Below are 17,801 nucleotides of genomic sequence, written 5' to 3'. Positions count from 1 at the left end.
ATAAATCAAAAAAGCTGTCTTTATAAAGACAGCTTTTTTTCGTTAGGCCCATTGCTTAGGCTCTTTTAATACCTCTAATAATTTTTCTTCATCAGATCCTGGCTCAGGATGTTGGTTGTACTGCCATTGGACATGAGGCGGAAGACTCATGAGTATACTTTCTATCCTTCCATTGGTTTTAAGCCCAAACAGAGTGCCTTTATCATGAACAAGATTGAATTCAACGTAACGTCCTCTTCTAATCTCCTGCCAGTTTCTTTGTTCTTTAGAATAATCTATACCTTTTGTTCTCTCAACGATGGGAACATAAGCTTCTAAAAAGCTATCTCCAACATTGGTTACGAAATCAAAAATTTCTTCCAGGCTTCTCATAGAAGTAGGTTTTAAATAGTCGAAAAATAACCCACCTACACCTCTAGCCTCTGCTCTATGTGAATTCCAAAAATAACGATCACAATTAGCTTTATAATCTGAATATAAATTCTCTCCAAAAGGATCACACGCATTTTTAGAAACTTCATGAAAATGCTTCACATCTTCTTCAAAGAGATAATAAGGCGTAAGGTCTTGTCCACCGCCAAACCACTGGTCCACAATTTTTCCATTTCTATTGTACATTTCAAAATATCTGAAGTTTGCGTGGACGGTTGGAACCATTGGATTTTTTGGATGCAGCACTAAACTTATCCCACATGCAAAGAAATCACAATCTTGTACATTGAAGTAATTCTGCATAGCTTCTGGTAAATTACCATGTACTGCAGAAATATTAACTCCTCCCTTTTCAAAAACAGAACCATTTTGTATCACTCTAGTTCTGCCACCACCACCTTCTTTTCTTTCCCATAAATCTTCTTCAAAAAAAGCACTTCCATCTACCTCCTCGAGTTTTGTAGTGATTGTATCTTGTAGTTGCTGAATATATTGATAGAATTTATCTTTCATGATTTTAACTTTAGTATATGTGCAAAAATAAGGCTTTAAAAAAGTTTCACTATTTAGTTTTGTTAAGAATAGGATAAACTAAAATATCTGACTGTGAATAGGCTAAACTACTTTGTATTTTAGAAAATTATTAAATCTTACTTCTAATTAATTTTTTAAGCAATTTTAGGAATACTCAATTAAATAGATAAACTAAAAACATCTCAGCTCTTTTTGATGAGGTTTTCGAAATTCAAAATTAGGAGCTTTAAAATTTTAAAAATAAAACTATATGAAGTTCAATACAAAAACGATACATGGCGGTCAGGAGAATATAGATCCAGCATATAAGTCAGTTATGGCTCCTATTTATCAAACCACAACTTACCAACAAACTACACCAGGAAATCATAATGGCTTCGAATATTCTCGAAGTGGAAATCCAACAAGGTCTGCATTAGAAAAGTCCTTAGCTTCAATTGAAAACGGGGAATATGGAATAGCCTTTGGATCTGGTTTAGCCGCAATTGATGCGATTATGAAAACGCTAAAACCTGGGGACGAAGTCATTTCAACTAATGATATTTATGGAGGCACTTACAGGTTGTTCGATAAAATATATAAAGACTTTGGAATAAAATTTCATTTTATTGGTATGCAGAGTTTGGAAAAAATTGAATCCTATATCAACGATAAGACCAAATTGATTTGGACTGAAACTCCAACCAATCCAATGATGAGTGTTATTGATATTGAAGCGATTTCAAAGATTTCCAAAAAACATAATATCCGATTAGCTGTTGATAACACTTTTGCTACGGCATACCTTCAACGGCCGCTTGATTTGGGTGCTGATATTGTGATGCACAGTGGTACAAAATATCTTGGAGGACATAGCGATGTAGTGCTAGGATCTGTCGTAGTAAATGACGATGAACTCGCAAAGCAATTACATTTCATCCAAAATGCTAGTGGTGCAATACCAGGACCTATGGACTGTTTTTTGGTGTTGAGGGGTATTAAAACCCTACACTTGAGAATGCAGCGTCATTGTGAAAACGGAAAAGCTGTTGCTGAATATTTGAATAGTCATGCAAAAGTAGAGAACGTTTACTGGCCAGGTTTGGAAAGTCATCCGAACCATAAAGTTGCAAAAAGACAAATGAAAGATTTTGGCGGTATGGTTTCTTTTACAACAAAAAATAATTCTTATAAAGATGCTATAAGGTTTGTTGAAAATTTGAAAGTCTTCACTCTTGCTGAATCCTTGGGAGGAGTTGAGTCTTTAGCTGGACATCCTGCAAGCATGACTCATGCAAGTATCCCAAAGGAAGAAAGAGAAAAAACTGGTGTTGTAGATTCTTTAATTAGACTCAGCGTTGGTATTGAAGATGTGGAAGATTTAATTGATGACTTAAAACAGGCTTTGAAATAGATATCCAAGAACTATTTATAGGTGATGCTATTCTAAAGTATAGATATAACCGAAAGTGAACCAAAACATCCAATCGTTATACTTGTTTTGTTCACCTATGGGTCTTAAACCATCTATGAAATCTGAATAATAATAGTGCCATCTGAGTTCAGCAATCAGATCAGAGTTTCGAGAGACCCTGTATTTTACACCCCCTTGAAAATTTGCAGAAAAAGTAACATTTGATCCGTTGGTGTAAGCTGGTTCTTCCCCTGGTTCTGCAAGAAATGTAGGAAATGTAGTATCTGGCAAACCAAGACCATCTTCAAGCGTAGTTCCCGCCACAGGAGAGTAGTAAACAAGATTTAAACCTACACCTGCGTATGGAGTGAATGTATTTGAATTCCTTTCATAGTCCCGAATTCTCATTAAGTAATATTCTAAACCAGAACCGACTTCCAAAACATTTGCTTCACCAAACATAGAGCGCAATTGCAAACCAGCTTGATTGTCCTTATCAGCTATTGCTCCGTAATGTTTTAAACTAGTAGAATGATAAACTAAACTAGACCTTACTTTAAAATGCTGTCTGGGATATTGAGAAATAAAATCCGTGTAAGCGAAATTTAAATAATGATTCAGTCCAAATCCGAAACCTATATTATTATTTATGGTTTCTGGATCACCTCTTAAACCATAATCACCTCTAAAAGAGACAGGCCCTGCCATTACTCCAACTTCATGATAGATTTGGGCAACAGCTTCAGATTGTGTTCCTAACGTTGAGAAAAACAATAATAGTATGATAGGATGATACCTAAATTTCATGAGTCAAGGTTAATTGAAACAAATATAGAAAAACAAAAAAATAAAACAGTGTTTATTTTAAAATATGACCTTGTAAGGGGTTAGAACTCAAACAAATATTAATCAATTTTTAAGTTATCTCTAAAATCGAAATTATATCTTTGCGGAAATAATAAAAAATCAACCGATAAATACGAATAACCAAATGAATAAAGATTTAAAAGATTTCTTAGATAGAGTTTCGAATAGAAACCCAAATGAACCTGAATTTTTACAGGCAGTTCATGAAGTAGCAGAGGCCATTATTCCATTTATGGAGGAAAATCCTAAATATAAAAACCACAAATTATTGGAACGCATGGTAGAACCAGATCGTGTGGTAAGCTTTAGGGTGACTTGGGTTGATGACAATGGTGAAATACAGGTCAATAGAGGTTTCAGGATTCAAATGAACTCAGCTATTGGACCTTATAAAGGTGGTTTAAGATTCCACCCTTCTGTTAATTTAAGCATTCTAAAATTTTTGGCTTTCGAACAAGTATTCAAAAATAGTCTTACAACACTTCCTATGGGAGGTGGTAAAGGCGGTTCTGATTTTGACCCAAAAGGAAAATCTGACAATGAAGTTATGAATTTCTGCCAAAGTTTTATGACAGAGCTCTATAGACATATTGGAAATGACACCGACGTGCCAGCTGGAGATATCGGTGTTGGTGGACGTGAAATTGGCTATATGTTTGGTCAATACAAAAGAATACGAAATGAATTCACTGGAATCCTCACAGGAAAAGGCCGCTCTTATGGTGGATCATTAATCCGTCCTGAAGCTACAGGTTATGGAAATGTTTATTTCACGAAAAGTATGCTAGAAACTCAGGGACAAACTCTTGAGGGAAAAACCATATTGATATCTGGTTCTGGAAATGTTGCTCAATACGCCGCAGAAAAAGCAATTGAACTTGGAGCTAAAGTATTGACAGTATCAGATTCTGGAGGTTACATTTTGGATGAAGAAGGGATTGATAATGAAAAGTTGAATTTCATTATGGATTTAAAAAACAATAAAAGAGGTAGAATCAAGGAATATCTTGATCAATATCCAGGTGCTAAATATGAAGAAGGAAAAACTCCTTGGAATGAAAAAGGTGATATCGCTATGCCATGCGCTACACAAAATGAACTTCTAAAAGAAGACGCTCAGGCACTTGTCAACAATGGATGTATTTTAGTTGGTGAAGGTGCTAACATGCCTTGTACTCCAGAAGCCATTGAAGTTTTCCATGAAAACAAGGTTTTGTTCTCCCCTGGGAAAGCTTCTAATGCTGGTGGTGTAGCAACTTCTGGTCTTGAAATGTCTCAAAACTCTATGAGGTACAACTGGACAGCAGAAGAGGTTGATACAAAGCTTAAGCAAATAATGAATGATATTCATGAAGCCTGTGTCACTTACGGAAAAGATGACAGTGGTTATGTAGACTACGTAAAAGGTGCAAATATTGCAGGATTTGTAAAAGTGGCTGATGCCATGATCGCACAAGGTGCTGTGTAAATTTCTGACACTATAATTTTTAAAAAAGCCAGTCCAATTAATTTGACTGGCTTTTTTCATAGTATCATACTATTTACAATAAAATCATCTTTAAATTAGTTCTTTGTAAAGAGAACAACCCTATGAAGAATTTTTGGTTTTTAATAGTGCTTTACCCCTGCTTTCTGTTTGGACAAGATTTCTCCGAGCGTTGGAAAAGTTATTTTTCCTATTACAATATTACAGATCTATACGAAAGTAATAATAGGCTTTATGCGGCTGCTGAAAATTCATACTTTGTGTATGATATACCTACTCAATCCACTGAAAAAATAACTTCCATTCAGGGGTTATCTGGAGATCAAATCTCAAAAATTTACCACTCAGAAATCTCCGGACTTACTTGTATTGGGTTTGAAAACGGTCTTATTCAGATTGTAATGGATAACAATTTGAATGTGTTTACGGTTGTAGATATTCGAGATAAAATTTCAATTTCTCCAAATAGGAAACGAATCAATCATTTTTATGAATTTGAGAATCGCTTATTTATTTCGACAGATTTTGGTATTGCTGAATATGATTTAGAAAACTTAGAGTTTAGAGACTCTTTTTTTATTGGTAATAGTGGAAATCAAATTCAGATCAATCAAATCACTGTTTCAGGCGGGAAGATTTTTGCTGCAACTACAACTGAAGGGATCAAAACAGCAAGTATAAATGATCAAGAGCTGGTTGATTATCAAAGCTGGCAAACTGAATATAATGGCAACTGGAAAGGAGTTTTATCTTTTGCAGACCAGATATTTGGTTTACGAAGTAACAATACAATATATAGCTTAGAGAATGGAACTATTTCAAATTTCAATTCAGTAGGCTCTAATGTGAAGGATTTTAATGTCAGTGGAGGTCAAATGATGGTCTCTGCCGCCAATCAAGTTTTAGCTTATAATTCAGAATTGAATCTGGTCGCTTTTTTTAATCAGCTTCAGGATGAGGAGTTTGATATCAATACAGCTGTATTTAGTAATGGTCAGTATTTCTTAGGTCATGCTACTTTAGGATTATTAAATTTTAATTCAGGTGACTTCGAAACCTATTCAGAAATAAGTCCTGAAGGTCCTTTGCTTAATAGGATCTTTAGCCTTGAAGCATCCGCAACTGATCTTTGGGTTACCTTTGGAGAGTATGATCAGTTTTATAACCCTTTTCGAGTTGGGGGTATAAACCGGAGAGGATTGAGCCGTTTAACTTCAGAAGGCTGGGTTAACATTGAGGTAGAAGACCTCAACAATGCAGGTGTTCTTTCTCACATCTCGATAGATCCGCAAAATCCTGAACGTGTCTTTGTAAGTAGTTTTTTTGATGGACTTTTAGAGCTTGAAAACAATGTGCTTGTAAAACAATACGATTCATCTAATAGCATCATTGAAGGAGTTCCAAGCAATATTAATGACAACAGAATAGGAGCAAGTGTTTTTGATAACCAAGGCAATTTATACTTTTCAAATTCACTTACAGAGAATCAAATAAAAAGACTAAATACTAATGGTGACTTTTTTACTCCCGACACTTCAGAGGGCCTAACCAGTCCCGCAGATGTTCATTCAGCTAAGTTGGTTGTAGATAGGAATAACAATATATTTTTAGGAACCCTTAGGGAAGGCGTGGTTGCTTACAATAGTTCAACAAATTCCGCAAGAGCTATAAATAGCAATGTACAAGGCGTAAATTATCCAGATTCATTTAATGCCAATCCCAACATTACCGCTTTGGCTTTAGATGAAAATTCTAGATTGTGGATAGGGACGGATGAAGGGTTAAGAGTCATGCCCAACCCTGCCTCTATTTTCGAAGAAAATTCTCGTGTCACCGTTTCTCCTGTCATCATAGAGGATGTGGACGGCTTACCTCAGGAATTACTTTTTGAACAGTTTATAACAGACATTGCTGTAGATGGGGCAAATAACAAATGGATTTCTACAGCAGACTCAGGAGTTTTTCAAGTTTCTCCAAGCGGTAGAGAGATCCTTAATATATTTAATACGGCTAATTCTCCATTGCCTACAAATAGTGTAAGAACCGTATCTATTAATTCTGGAACTGGTGAAGTCTTTCTAGGGACAACAAGTGGATTACTTTCCTATTCTAGCAGAATCACGGCCGAAAATGATGATCTGGAAAATCTAAGAGTTTATCCAAATCCAGTGAGACCAGGGTATACCGGACTTGTCACTATAGATGGGCTCACTGACAATGCTAATGTAAAAATTACGGATATAACCGGAAATCTTGTTTTTGAGGAATTTGCTTCGGGAGGAACGCTCCAGTGGGACACTCGGGCATTTGGAAAGCATAAGGTAGCTTCAGGTGTTTATTTAATTATTGTCACTGGAGAAGATCAAATAGAAACAAATATTGGTAAAATTATGATCATACGCTGATGCAGATCAAAACTAAAGCTATTGTTATTTCAAGCTTAAAATATGGAGAGGCAGACGTTATAGCCAAATGCTTTACTTTGGAAAAAGGCTTAGTCTCTTACATGCTGAAAGGCATCCGCAAGTCCAAAAGGGGGAAGTTGAGAATGTCCATGTTTCAACAACTATCACTTTTAGATATTGAAGCTTTTCACAAGGAAAATAAGAACCTTCAATACCTAAAGGAAGTCAAAGTTTCTTATCGGTATCTAAGCCTTCAATCCAATATTTACAAGTCAACTATGGTGATGTTTTTGGCTGAAGTTTTAAAAAGTTGCATTCAGGAAGAGGAAAGAAATGAAGCTTTATTTTACTTCCTCCAGGACAGTTTTATTTCTCTGGACAAAGCCGAATCTATAAGTAATTTTCACCTTCAGTTCATTGTAAAACTTACTCAATTTCTAGGATTCTATCCAGACAATCAGAGTATTGATTTTCCTTTTTTTGATATGCTCAATGGTGTGTTTCAGTTAAAAGAATACAACACTTACTCTTTCAATAATTCAAATTCAGAATTACTGAAAGAGTTTATGAAAAATTCAGAATACAATTCAACCAATCCAATAAAACTTAACCAGGAGCGAAGAAAAAGCTTCCTTGATTTTATGATGCTGTACTACGAATTACACCTTCAAGGTTTTAGGAAACCCAAATCACTTGAAGTTCTTCAGCAAATTTTTTAATTTCTTGTTGAGGTATAATTCTCAAAACCACTAGATTAAAAATTCAAGACAAATCAAAGTTTGCCTCATAAGTTTTCTCAGAATGAAATCTATAAACCTCTTTCCTTCTGAATACGCTCATAGGCTTCTTGTACTTTATTGAATTTTTCCTGAGCGCCTTTTTGATAAGCTTCATCCATATGCTGAAGTTTATCAGGATGGAATTTTTTGGCCATCGTTCGGTAAGCTTTTTTTACTTCAGAATTACTAGCCGATTTTTCTATTTCTAGAATTTTATAAGCATCGTCTGCAGATTTAAAGAACATAGCTTTAATGCTTTCAAAATCTGAATGTGCAACTCGAAGATTTTGAGAAATGTTAAGTAAAACTCTAAGCTCTGCATCAGAAACATGCCCGTCAGCATTTGAAATATTAAAAAGGAAGTGAAGAATTTGTAATCTTACCTCGTAACGAACTCTTGGCCTAAGATATTCACAGATACGAGGAACTGAAATTTCTCGGTTTTTAATAACCTCATTAAAAGTTTTGAACGTAGCATTAGCCCTTTCCTTTCCATAAGCTTGGACAAAATACATCCTTACATAATCCATTTCTTGCTGGGTCACTTTGCCATCAGCTTTTATAACCAAAGAGGATAGCGACAACAAGTTAAGTTCAAAATCTCCTGGAGAAACTTGATCTCTTTGTTCCTGAAAAATTTTTCCAAAACCACCACCAGAGTTTGAAGAAGACCCTCTAAATATTCTGTCCAGAATAGAACCTATTAAAAATCCTATAATAGCACCACCAAAACGCATATAAAAAAAGCCAAGAATGGCACCAATCCACTTCAAATCAAATAATTTTAAGTGCAAATATAAAAGCATCAAATGGTTTAAGTTGAAATTACTATAGTTTTTAAGAAAGATAAAACGATAGCCAACAGAATTGAAATCATTATGTTAAAAACAAACGAGATAAAAGACATTTTTATACATTTGTATTTATAATAAGTTTAAATAAAAAAACGAGATATATGTACCCACCAGAATTAGTAAAACCTATGCAGCAAGAATTGACCGCTGTAGGTTTTGATGAGTTAAAAAGCAAAGCTGATGTCGATGTTGCTTTAGCTAAGGAAGGAACAACATTGGTAGTAGTAAATTCTGTTTGTGGCTGTGCAGCTGCAAACGCAAGACCAGGCGCTATAAAATCACTTCAAAATGCAAAAACTCCAACCAACTTGGTCACTGTTTTTGCCGGAGTAGATAAAGAAGCTACAGACGAAGCAAGAGCTAAAATGATTCCTTTTCCTCCAAGTTCGCCATCTATGGCACTTTTTAAAAATGGAGAATTGGTCCATATGCTAGAAAGACATCATATTGAAGGTAGACCTGCAGAAATGATTGCAGATAACCTTATGGATGCTTACAATGAGCATTGCTAATCGACATTAAAATTACAAAAAAGCCGCTTTTTGCAAAGTGGCTTTTTTTATGTTTTAAACTGAAAGTACTACTGATAGATAATAACTAACTTTGAATTATCAAACTGAACGTTAATTATAACTTACGCATGAAAAAGATTATTTCATATCCGCTTTCTGTTATTTTTTATCTCTTCTTTGGGTTAACACTTGTGATTTTTCATGCTATACAATTGTTATCGTTTAATATAGCAGGATATCAAGCTCATAAAAAAAGCGTAGATATCTTCAACTTTTTTCTTTTACGCTGCCTAAATCTCGTAGGAACCAGATTTCAATATAAGAATAAATTTACTTTCGATAAAAGCAGACCTCACATCATCGTCTCCAATCATCAAAGCATGTTTGATATTCCTCCAATTATTTGGTACATGCGAAAACTGCATCCAAAATTTATAAGCAAAAAGGAATTGTCCAAAGGTATTCCTGGTATTTCTTATAATTTAAGACATGGAGGCTCCGTCCTTATCGACAGGAAAGATGCTGAGCAGGCTATTGGCCAGATTAAAAAATTAGGCAAATACATTTCAGAAACCAAACGAGCGGCGGTAATTTTTCCTGAAGGAACACGAAGTAAGACTGGTGTTCCAAAAGAATTTGCTTACAAAGGGCTAAAGACACTTCTTGATGCCTCTCCAGAAGCTATTGTTGTCCCTATTTGCGTGAATAACTCGTGGAAGCTTCAACGCTATGGTATGTTTCCTATAGGAATCGGTGCTTTCTTAAAACTTGAAGTTTTACCACCCTTGGAAGTAAAGAATTTTCAGGCTTCTGAACTTATTAAAAACATACAAAAACAAATTACAGAAAAAGTTCAATTGGATTAAAATATATGAATCAAGATCAAATTATTTCAAACACTAAGCTTTTTGTCCAAGACACCTTAAAAGATGCTGAGGGGGGTCATGACTGGTTTCACATTTTAAGAGTTTATAACAATGCCAAAAATATTTTATCAAACGAAAATGCCGATAAGTTTATAGTAGAATTAGCCAGTTTACTTCATGACATTGCAGATTCAAAATTTCACGATGGAGACGAAGAAATAGGCCCAAAGAAAGCAAAGGCATTTCTGGAAACACAATCTGTAGTCCCGAAAGTTATAGATCATGTAGTCAATATCATCAACAACGCGTCTTACAAAGGAGGCCATAATCAAGGGGATTTTCACTCCATTGAACTAGACATTGTTCAGGATGCAGACCGGCTCGATGCCATTGGCGCTATAGGAATTGCTCGAACTTTCAACTTTGGTGGATTCAAAAATAATCCTCTTTACAACCCGGACATTCCTGCAAACCCAAACCAGAGCAAAGAGGAGTACAAAAAATCCAACTCGCCAACGATAAATCATTTTTACGAAAAACTTCTTCTTCTGAAGGATAAAATGAACACGAAAACCGCAAAAGTAATTGCGACTCAACGCCATGAATTTATGGAGAATTATCTAGATCAATTTTATAAAGAATGGAGTGGTGAGCTCTAGATTTTATTTGATAGATAGTACCAAATCTTCAGACAGGACAAACACATCTTCATCGTCTTCTGGCTCGATTAAAAAATGTCCGGTAAATGCTCCAAAAGCAGGTAAAATAAGTTGTTGCTTTTTTTGGTAAAAGCATGACAATTTCAGTTGTTGCCTCCCCTCTCCACGCAATCTATATCCAGGATGAAGGTGCCCACAAATATTAAAAAGGCCTTCTTTTTTTTCGGGGTGGTGGGATAAAAATAAAGTTTCATCCACCAAATGTGGCAAGACCTTTATTCCAAGGTCTTCAAAATGATACTGAGGAATGATATCATGATTTCCAACGATTAGCACCAATTTTTCCTGACGCAATTTTACCCAGGCTGTAAATCTATCCCAATCCTTATTTTGAGTAGAATGAAATAAATCTCCAAGAAAGATCACTTCACTTGGCTGAAATTCATCCAAAACAAAATTAAGTTTTCTGAAATTCTCCAAGCCCACTTGGCTGGGTAAAGCACTTCCATTTTTTCTAAAATGATCAACTTTGCCAAAATGAACATCGGCGACAAATAGGACCTTTCTTGAAGGCCAGTACAAGCAGCCGCTATGGTGCATTATAAAGTCTTGATTTCCGTAATTGAGTTGCAAAAACTATAGATTTTAAATTTTTATTCTGATTTCAATACTGCTGAGCAGTTGAAATTTTTAACTGTTTTTTTAACCATCCAGTTGGGAGGTGAATTGTTTTAATTTCCCGCTTTCAGAGCGATCAAGCTCATTTTTCCTTTCAAAAGTAATTTCCAATCCTTTTTCCAAATAGGTTTCAACAGCAGTTGTAATCTTTTGTTTTTGAATTTGATCCAGCTCACTTTCAGCTTTATATTGTATCGTGAATTTGGATAACTCTTTTTGTATAATTTTTATTTCTTTCACAAGGCCTGAGTCCTCAATCACAGATTTAGTAACATAGTAAAAACTAAGCGCCGGGACTTTTTTACCACTTGGCAAAATTGCAAAGTCGTTGGTTCTGCCAGTTAAAGATTTCAAAATAGGCTTTTGGACTGTTGAGTTTTCGTCAATGATGCCTCTATCACCAATTTGATAACGAATAAATGGATGAGCCTTGTTGTATAGTGAGGTAATCACAATATCCCCTTCTTGACCATGTGGAAGTGCGAAACCATGATCATCGACCACCTCGACATAAAGTGTTTTATTGTTTAGTTGCCATTCTCCCTTTTCATTTTCAAAAGCAATCACATCGAGTTCACTAGCACCATATTCATTCACAATTTTTAACCCAAGCTGATTTTCAAGCAGCTGCCTGTCGTCTTCAAAAAGCATTTCACTAGTTGTAATACAGATCTTTAGCGTAGGACAAACCACTTTTAAAATGACATTTTGTTCCTTGAGAAACTTAGCAAAAAGAACGATAGAACTTGTGTAACCGTTGATATAATCAAAAGATTTTTCTTTGAATAACTCCAAAAACTTGTGAAGGTTACTTTGAGATAAATCAAAAATATCAAACCGATGCCTGTTAGCCAAAAAATCTTTCAGCCGTTCTTTTCTGTAGCCTACAGCATCTTTTGGAATTCCATAGAATCTAGCTTCAAAATAAGAATTCATGTCTATGCCGTGTTGTTGATATAGCCAAATGATATGTGCCCAAGTCAATGCATGAGCATACTTGTCTTTTGCGAAAATGAAAGGATGACCACTAGACCCTGATGTTTTATTGACAAAAACCTTGGAAGTTTTATACCTTTTACTCAATCGGTCTTTCAAGGGCTTTTGTAAATCTGCTTTAGTCATCACAGGGATTTCATCCCATGTATTGTAGTGTGTCTTGCTAGTAAATTGAGAATAGTTGGAATTATTCTTAAGATGAAAATCTAAAATACTTTGTCTTCTCTTTTCATTAAAGTTTTGAAAATCTCCTTCAGACCTATTCAAAATAACATCAAGCTCTTTTTGAGCTTGATCAATTGGAAATCCTTTTAATCTTAGAATTTTTTTAAATCGATTCACGGAATTTTCAATGCTTTCATTAGCGAAGCAATTTACAAACATTTACTTTTGAAATCTAATCTAAGCACACAATCTCATGAACGTTTTGATACTTGGAAGCGGCGGTCGCGAACACACTCTAGCACATCAAATTTCTAAAAGCCCAAACTGCCATAAATTATTTGTAGCACCTGGAAATGCGGGTACTTTATTATGCGCAACCAATATCGAATTGGATATTCTCAACTTTGATAAAATTGCAGAGACGATCAAAGCAAACGGCATCAACATGCTCATTGTAGGCCCAGAAGCACCTCTTGTAGAAGGGATTAAAGATTATTTTGATGCTAAAAAAGAGTTTTCAGATTTAAAAATCATTGGTCCCTCAAAACGCGGAGCTTTACTGGAAGGAAGCAAGGAGCGTGCTAAGGAATTCATGAAATCACACCTGGTTCCAACCGCGGCTTATCAGGGTTTCGGTAAGGAGACTTTGGAAGCTGGAAAAGAGTTTTTAAAAACAATGCAACCTCCTTATGTTTTGAAAGCAGACGGCCTTGCTGGAGGAAAAGGTGTTTTAATTCTAGACGATCTCAATGAAGCTCAGGACGAGCTTGAGAATATGTTGACCAACAACAAATTTGGAAAAGCTTCAGAAAAGGTGGTTATAGAAGAATTTCTAAATGGAATCGAGCTAAGTGTGTTTGTCTTAACTGATGGGAAAAATTACTTAACCTTACCAAATGCAAAAGATTATAAACGCATTGGTGAAGCAGATACTGGACTCAACACCGGAGGCATGGGAGCCATTTCTCCAGTTCCGTTTGCAGATGAGGCTTTTATGAGAAAAGTGGATGAAAAGATCGTCAAACCAAGTATCGCCGGTTTACATAAAGAAAATATCGACTTTACAGGCTTTCTGTTTATAGGTCTAATGAAAGTAGGCGACGAACCTTTTGTTGTTGAATATAACGTTAGAATGGGTGATCCTGAAACCGAAGTCGTTATTCCAAGAATTAAAAATGATTTATTGGACGTCTTGTTGAAAACTGCAGAGGGAAAAATTCAAGATGTTAAACTAGAAGTTGACCCACATTATACTGCTACAATTATGCTTGTTTCAGGTGGTTATCCTGAAGCTTACGAAAAAGGGAAAGTTATTTTAGGGTTGGATAAAGTGGATGAAAATTCAGAGGTATTTATTTGTCATGCGGGTACTAAAAAAGAAAACGACCAGGTTGTTACAAACGGTGGTCGTGTCATTGCGGTTACTGCATCTGCAAACTCAATGGAAAATGCTCTTGAAAAAGCATACAATAATGTAGAACCTATTAGCTTTAGTGGAATGTATTACAGAAAAGACTTAGGAAAGGATTTAGTCTAATTCAGCATCTTTTCCTAAGAATGTATGAGCTTTTACACTTTTATCTTCTTGATCATTCTCATCAAAATTCTTCAACTGTTTCATCCAGTATATGAAGGCTACAAAAACGATAAATATGAAGAAGAAGTTTAAGCCATTTGCAGCCCACCAGGAATCATCTTGTAATTCTCTGAGCTGATCTAAAGGTAAAAACAAAACATCTTCAAATAAACTTGCAATACCTTCAAAAAAATCCTTCATGTCTCTGTTATATTATATTTACTTTGCAAAAGTAATAAATTAGACCATGCTAACAAGGTTTTTTAGTCAATCAAAGCCCATCGCTTTTGCAATTCTCAGCATATTATTTGCCGTCGCCTTTGTTATCGAAAACTTTGTTTCAACATCTGTAAATCTGAATGCTGAATTGGTTTTCAGTAAACTTGGTATTTTGCTGGTTTTTTTACTGGTTATCTTTCTTCTGAATTTTATTGTAAAACGTAATAAAATTCATAGCCAGCATACATTTGCAGTATCCAGTTTTACTCTAATTATAATTGCTTTCCCTGAACTCTTAAGGTCTAGTGAATTTATAGTTAGCTACTTTTTCTTGTTGCTCGCTTTCCGAAGAATTTTAAGTCTAAAAACCAATACCAATATAAAACAGAAGATATTCGATTCTGGCCTATTGCTTTCAATCTCGATTTGGTTTGAGCCCTTTCACTGGTTATTTCTGTTGGTTATATATTTTGGGGTCATCATGTATGCCTCTCAAAACTACAGGCATTTCATCATTCCTTTTGTGGGACTGGCCGTTGGCTTTATTCTACATATCTCTTATTTCCTTATTTTCGAAGACAAATGGATTCACAGTTCAACCTATTTCCCAGTATTCAATGGTGTGGATTCGTTTTTTGACTCGCTTAAATACGGAGTTCTATTGGGGTATTTGCTAGTGGTAGTACTTTGGATAATCTTTCAATTATCTGGTATTTACAATCGGGCAAAGCTTCATGAAAGTGAAAGCTTGAGTGTAATATTATTTTTTATGCTCATTTCAGCAGGAATTCTTATTTCAAACGGCTCACCCTTGGCTGTAGATGCAATTTATTTGATACTCCCGCTTTCAATATTAATAGGAAACTACTTTCAACTTAAGTCTACAAAAAAGTGGATAAAAGAATCCCTTTATATTTTTTTTATAATGGGAATTTTATTTTCAGCCTTATATTGATGAGGCAGTTTCAATAATGAAAGTCTGTTTTAAAAACACTTGGTATATTTGCATACACACAAAATAATAAATCATGTTTTCAGAAAAGGCGAATAGAATATTTCAAAGTGTTATTGAGACTTACCACATAAAAGATGACGTAAACCAGGAGTTTAGCAATCCTTTTGATAAAAAGGAAACGCTCATCGAGCACCTGCTCTACAGAAAATGCTGGATAGATACGGTACAATGGCACTACGAAGACCTTATCCGAGATCCGAATATTTCACCTGAAGATGCATTGGTATTAAAAAGAAAGATTGACACCTCCAACCAGGATAGGACAGACACTGTAGAATATATTGATAGTTATTTCTTGAATCTTTTTGATACCATTGAACCAAAACCAAATGCAAAGATCAATACGGAAAGTCCGGCTTGGGGAATAGATAGACTTTCTATTTTGGCTTTAAAAATATACCATATGAATGAAGAAGCCAATAGGACAGATGCTTCAGAAAAACATCAGATGGCCTGTAAAGCAAAACTCAATGTATTGCTAGAGCAGCAAAAAGATTTATCGCTCGCTATAGATCAACTTCTGGAAGACATTAAAGTTGGTGATAAGTACATGAAAGTGTATAAGCAGATGAAGATGTATAACGATGATGAAATGAATCCTGTATTGAGAAGCAAACGCTAAAATGAAGCGTCCAGACCACATTCTTATCATAAGGTTATCTGCAATGGGTGATGTCGCTATGACGGTTCCTGTGATTCTTAATCTTCAGAAAAATTATCCACAACTAAAAATCACGGTTCTTACCAAACCTTTTTTTGCGCATTTGTTTGAACATTTAGACAATATAAATGTGGTAAAAGCTGAAGTTAAAATTCAGCATAAAGGAATTTCTGGTTTATGGATACTTGCAAAGCAACTTCATAAGCTCAAAATTGATTCTGTTGCAGACTTACATAATGTTTTAAGATCCAGAATATTATGTGGTTTTCTGAAAATTTTAGGGCATGATTATTTCAGAATTGATAAAGGTCGTGCAGAGAAAAAAGCCCTGACCAAGCCAAAGAATAAAGTTTTGAAACAACTAAAAACTTCCCATCAACGCTATGCAGATGTTTTTAAAAAGCTGAATTTGCCTCTGGACCAAAACTTTAAAACACCAAATACAAAGCTTTCGCTTTCGGCTAAAATTAAAACACAATTAAAGTTAGACGAGTCCAAAAAATGGGTTGGAATAGCACCATTTGCAGCACATTCTCCTAAGCAATATCCATTCAAATTGATGAAAGAAGTCATTTCTAAGTTGAATGAAGAGCAAGATATACACATCTTCCTATTTGGAGGTGGAAAGAAAGAAACCAAAAAACTAAACGAACTCTCCGAGAATTTTGACAATTGTGAAAATGTGGCTGGAAAGTTCAGTTTTTCTGAAGAATTACAATTAATTTCAAACCTAAATGTAATGTTATCCATGGATAGTGGAAATGGTCACCTAGCAGCAATGTTCGGAGTCGATGTCGTAACTATTTGGGGGGCGACTCATCCTTATGCAGGATTTGCTCCTTTTGGTCAAACTAGAGAACAACAACTTTTACCTGACCTGGATAGGTATCCACTTTTACCCACTTCTATTTATGGGAATAAAAAGATAAAGGCCTATAAGAAAGTGATGCATGATATTGAGCCCAAAAAGGTCTTAGAAAAAGTAAAATTAAATTTGGTTTAAAGCAAAAAAAAACTGCCCAATCAGGCAGTTTTTTTTGTAAGTCTACAAAACTTATTTGTTTTCCGAGTAACGTTTGGATACTTCTTCCCAGTTAATGACTTCAAAAAATGCGTCAATATAATCTGGTCTTCTGTTTTGATAATTTAAATAATAAGCATGTTCCCAAACATCAAGTCCTAAAACTGGCGTTCCTCCATGAGCTACGTTAGGCATCAACGGATTATCTTGATTTGCAGTGGAGCTTACCTCAACTTTACCACCGTTATGCACTGTTAACCAGGCCCAACCAGAACCAAATTGCCCAGCTGCAGCTTTGGAAAATGCATCTTTAAAAGCGTCGAATGATCCAAATGATTCATCAATAGCTTTAGCTAATTCTCCAGAAGGCTTCCCTCCACCATCTGGTGACATAACTTTCCAAAATAATTTGTGATTATAAAAACCACCACCATTATTTCTGACAGCTGTATTTGATAAATCTAAGTTGATTAATATATTTTCTATAGTTTTACCTTCCAAATCGGTGCCTTCAATTGCAGCATTTAATTTGCTAGTATATCCAGCATGGTGTTTTCCATGATGAATTTCCATTGTTTTTTTATCGATATGTGGCTCAAGAGCATCGTGAGCGTAATCTAATTTTGGTAATTCAAAAGCCATAATTTATGTTTTTTGTTAATTTATTATCATCAAAAGTAGCT

18 protein-coding genes are annotated in these 17,801 nt (G+C 35.1%); 11 read left to right on the top strand and 7 right to left on the bottom strand.

Features of this window, described 5'->3' with window-relative positions:
- Window positions 1-42: 42 nt before the first annotated feature.
- The gene (gene hemF / locus LB449_RS00750) at window positions 43-945 is read right to left on the bottom strand and encodes an oxygen-dependent coproporphyrinogen oxidase (RefSeq protein ID WP_224453164.1); all 903 of its coding nucleotides are present in this window, start codon (window positions 943-945) and stop codon (window positions 43-45) included.
- Between the two features lie 271 nt (window positions 946-1,216).
- Here hemF and LB449_RS00745 point away from each other — a divergent pair, with 271 nt between their 5' ends.
- Window positions 1,217-2,359: a cystathionine gamma-synthase gene (locus LB449_RS00745; RefSeq protein ID WP_224453163.1), complete on the top strand. Its 1,143-nt coding sequence runs from the start codon at window positions 1,217-1,219 to the stop codon at window positions 2,357-2,359.
- Between the two features lie 27 nt (window positions 2,360-2,386).
- Here the strand turns inward: LB449_RS00745 and LB449_RS00740 are convergent, their stop codons facing one another.
- Complete coding sequence (locus tag LB449_RS00740; protein ID WP_224453162.1) at window positions 2,387-3,166, bottom strand: THC0290_0291 family protein; 780 nt, start codon at window positions 3,164-3,166, stop codon at window positions 2,387-2,389.
- 184 nt (window positions 3,167-3,350) lie between these two features.
- Here LB449_RS00740 and gdhA point away from each other — a divergent pair, with 184 nt between their 5' ends.
- From gdhA to recO, 3 genes are all read left to right on the top strand, one after another.
- Window positions 3,351-4,694: an NADP-specific glutamate dehydrogenase gene (gene gdhA, locus LB449_RS00735; protein WP_224453161.1), complete on the top strand. Its 1,344-nt coding sequence runs from the start codon at window positions 3,351-3,353 to the stop codon at window positions 4,692-4,694.
- A 122-nt stretch (window positions 4,695-4,816) separates the two neighbouring features.
- Window positions 4,817-7,117, top strand: coding sequence for a type IX secretion system anionic LPS delivery protein PorZ (gene porZ / locus LB449_RS00730; RefSeq protein WP_224453160.1), 2,301 nt, complete (start codon window positions 4,817-4,819; stop codon window positions 7,115-7,117).
- Window positions 7,117-7,836, top strand: a complete 720-nt coding sequence (gene recO / locus LB449_RS00725; RefSeq protein ID WP_224453159.1) for a DNA repair protein RecO — start codon at window positions 7,117-7,119, stop codon at window positions 7,834-7,836. Before porZ ends, recO begins: the two co-directional genes overlap by 1 nt.
- An 89-nt stretch (window positions 7,837-7,925) precedes the next feature.
- Here recO and LB449_RS00720 read toward each other — a convergent pair whose 3' ends face one another.
- Window positions 7,926-8,702 (bottom strand): TerB family tellurite resistance protein, encoded by a 777-nt coding sequence (locus LB449_RS00720; protein WP_224453158.1) that lies wholly within the window; start codon window positions 8,700-8,702, stop codon window positions 7,926-7,928.
- A 149-nt stretch (window positions 8,703-8,851) separates the two neighbouring features.
- Here LB449_RS00720 and LB449_RS00715 point away from each other — a divergent pair, with 149 nt between their 5' ends.
- The 3 genes from LB449_RS00715 to LB449_RS00705 all read left to right on the top strand — a co-directional run bounded on the left by LB449_RS00715 (window position 8,852) and on the right by LB449_RS00705 (window position 10,787).
- Complete coding sequence (locus tag LB449_RS00715) at window positions 8,852-9,262, top strand: BrxA/BrxB family bacilliredoxin (RefSeq protein ID WP_224453157.1); 411 nt, start codon at window positions 8,852-8,854, stop codon at window positions 9,260-9,262.
- A 128-nt stretch (window positions 9,263-9,390) separates the two neighbouring features.
- Window positions 9,391-10,128: a lysophospholipid acyltransferase family protein gene (locus LB449_RS00710; protein ID WP_224453156.1), complete on the top strand. Its 738-nt coding sequence runs from the start codon at window positions 9,391-9,393 to the stop codon at window positions 10,126-10,128.
- A gap of 5 nt (window positions 10,129-10,133) precedes the next feature.
- The gene (locus tag LB449_RS00705) at window positions 10,134-10,787 is read left to right on the top strand and encodes an HD domain-containing protein (protein WP_224453155.1); all 654 of its coding nucleotides are present in this window, start codon (window positions 10,134-10,136) and stop codon (window positions 10,785-10,787) included.
- Window positions 10,788-10,790: 3 nt separating this feature from the next.
- On the opposite strand, the gene pdeM is transcribed toward LB449_RS00705, so the two are convergent.
- Window positions 10,791-11,420: a ligase-associated DNA damage response endonuclease PdeM gene (pdeM, locus tag LB449_RS00700; RefSeq protein WP_224453154.1), complete on the bottom strand. Its 630-nt coding sequence runs from the start codon at window positions 11,418-11,420 to the stop codon at window positions 10,791-10,793.
- A gap of 69 nt (window positions 11,421-11,489) precedes the next feature.
- Window positions 11,490-12,845, bottom strand: a complete 1,356-nt coding sequence (locus LB449_RS00695; protein WP_224453153.1) for a phenylacetate--CoA ligase family protein — start codon at window positions 12,843-12,845, stop codon at window positions 11,490-11,492.
- 34 nt (window positions 12,846-12,879) lie between these two features.
- On the opposite strand from LB449_RS00695, the gene purD reads away from it, so the two are divergent.
- The gene (purD, locus tag LB449_RS00690; RefSeq protein ID WP_224453152.1) at window positions 12,880-14,163 is read left to right on the top strand and encodes a phosphoribosylamine--glycine ligase; all 1,284 of its coding nucleotides are present in this window, start codon (window positions 12,880-12,882) and stop codon (window positions 14,161-14,163) included.
- Here the strand turns inward: purD and LB449_RS00685 are convergent.
- Complete coding sequence (locus LB449_RS00685) at window positions 14,155-14,403, bottom strand: DUF6341 family protein (RefSeq protein WP_224453151.1); 249 nt, start codon at window positions 14,401-14,403, stop codon at window positions 14,155-14,157. The genes purD and LB449_RS00685 overlap by 9 nt on opposite strands.
- A 46-nt stretch (window positions 14,404-14,449) precedes the next feature.
- Here LB449_RS00685 and LB449_RS00680 point away from each other — a divergent pair, with 46 nt between their 5' ends.
- The 3 genes from LB449_RS00680 (at window position 14,450) to LB449_RS00670 (ending at window position 17,100) form a co-directional block, all read left to right on the top strand.
- Window positions 14,450-15,376 (top strand): DUF6427 family protein, encoded by a 927-nt coding sequence (locus LB449_RS00680; RefSeq protein ID WP_224453150.1) that lies wholly within the window; start codon window positions 14,450-14,452, stop codon window positions 15,374-15,376.
- Between the two features lie 73 nt (window positions 15,377-15,449).
- Complete coding sequence (locus LB449_RS00675; protein WP_224453149.1) at window positions 15,450-16,058, top strand: DUF4254 domain-containing protein; 609 nt, start codon at window positions 15,450-15,452, stop codon at window positions 16,056-16,058.
- Between the two features lies 1 nt (window position 16,059).
- Window positions 16,060-17,100: a glycosyltransferase family 9 protein gene (locus tag LB449_RS00670; RefSeq protein ID WP_224453148.1), complete on the top strand. Its 1,041-nt coding sequence runs from the start codon at window positions 16,060-16,062 to the stop codon at window positions 17,098-17,100.
- A gap of 51 nt (window positions 17,101-17,151) precedes the next feature.
- On the opposite strand, the gene LB449_RS00665 is transcribed toward LB449_RS00670, so the two are convergent.
- Window positions 17,152-17,760 carry a superoxide dismutase gene (locus tag LB449_RS00665; RefSeq protein ID WP_224453147.1) on the bottom strand — a complete coding sequence of 203 codons (609 nt, stop codon included), beginning with the start codon at window positions 17,758-17,760 and terminating at the stop codon, window positions 17,152-17,154.
- Window positions 17,761-17,801 lie beyond the last annotated feature (41 nt).

This window comes from Psychroflexus lacisalsi, assembly GCF_020164495.1.
Classification (GTDB): domain Bacteria; phylum Bacteroidota; class Bacteroidia; order Flavobacteriales; family Flavobacteriaceae; genus Psychroflexus; species Psychroflexus lacisalsi.
Note: the sequence above shows the minus strand (reverse complement) of the source record. Positions and strands in the feature narration are given on the sequence as shown.

Bases quoted from the DNA above. Each gene is read 5' to 3' on its own strand.
- LB449_RS00715 (WP_224453157.1), top strand. From the start codon at position 8,852: ATGTACCCACCAGAATTAGTAAAACCTATGCAGCAAGAATTGACCGCT.
- LB449_RS00720 (WP_224453158.1), bottom strand. From the start codon at position 8,702: ATGCTTTTATATTTGCACTTAAAATTATTTGATTTGAAGTGGATTGGT.
- recO (WP_224453159.1), top strand. From the start codon at position 7,117: ATGCAGATCAAAACTAAAGCTATTGTTATTTCAAGCTTAAAATATGGA.
- hemF (WP_224453164.1), bottom strand. From the start codon at position 945: ATGAAAGATAAATTCTATCAATATATTCAGCAACTACAAGATACAATC.
- LB449_RS00665 (WP_224453147.1), bottom strand. From the start codon at position 17,760: ATGGCTTTTGAATTACCAAAATTAGATTACGCTCACGATGCTCTTGAG.
- LB449_RS00680 (WP_224453150.1), top strand. From the start codon at position 14,450: ATGCTAACAAGGTTTTTTAGTCAATCAAAGCCCATCGCTTTTGCAATT.
- LB449_RS00740 (WP_224453162.1), bottom strand. From the start codon at position 3,166: ATGAAATTTAGGTATCATCCTATCATACTATTATTGTTTTTCTCAACG.
- purD (WP_224453152.1), top strand. From the start codon at position 12,880: ATGAACGTTTTGATACTTGGAAGCGGCGGTCGCGAACACACTCTAGCA.
- LB449_RS00710 (WP_224453156.1), top strand. From the start codon at position 9,391: ATGAAAAAGATTATTTCATATCCGCTTTCTGTTATTTTTTATCTCTTC.
- LB449_RS00745 (WP_224453163.1), top strand. From the start codon at position 1,217: ATGAAGTTCAATACAAAAACGATACATGGCGGTCAGGAGAATATAGAT.
- porZ (WP_224453160.1), top strand. From the start codon at position 4,817: ATGAAGAATTTTTGGTTTTTAATAGTGCTTTACCCCTGCTTTCTGTTT.
- LB449_RS00705 (WP_224453155.1), top strand. From the start codon at position 10,134: ATGAATCAAGATCAAATTATTTCAAACACTAAGCTTTTTGTCCAAGAC.
- gdhA (WP_224453161.1), top strand. From the start codon at position 3,351: ATGAATAAAGATTTAAAAGATTTCTTAGATAGAGTTTCGAATAGAAAC.
- LB449_RS00685 (WP_224453151.1), bottom strand. From the start codon at position 14,403: ATGAAGGATTTTTTTGAAGGTATTGCAAGTTTATTTGAAGATGTTTTG.
- LB449_RS00675 (WP_224453149.1), top strand. From the start codon at position 15,450: ATGTTTTCAGAAAAGGCGAATAGAATATTTCAAAGTGTTATTGAGACT.
- LB449_RS00670 (WP_224453148.1), top strand. From the start codon at position 16,060: ATGAAGCGTCCAGACCACATTCTTATCATAAGGTTATCTGCAATGGGT.
- LB449_RS00695 (WP_224453153.1), bottom strand. From the start codon at position 12,845: ATGTTTGTAAATTGCTTCGCTAATGAAAGCATTGAAAATTCCGTGAAT.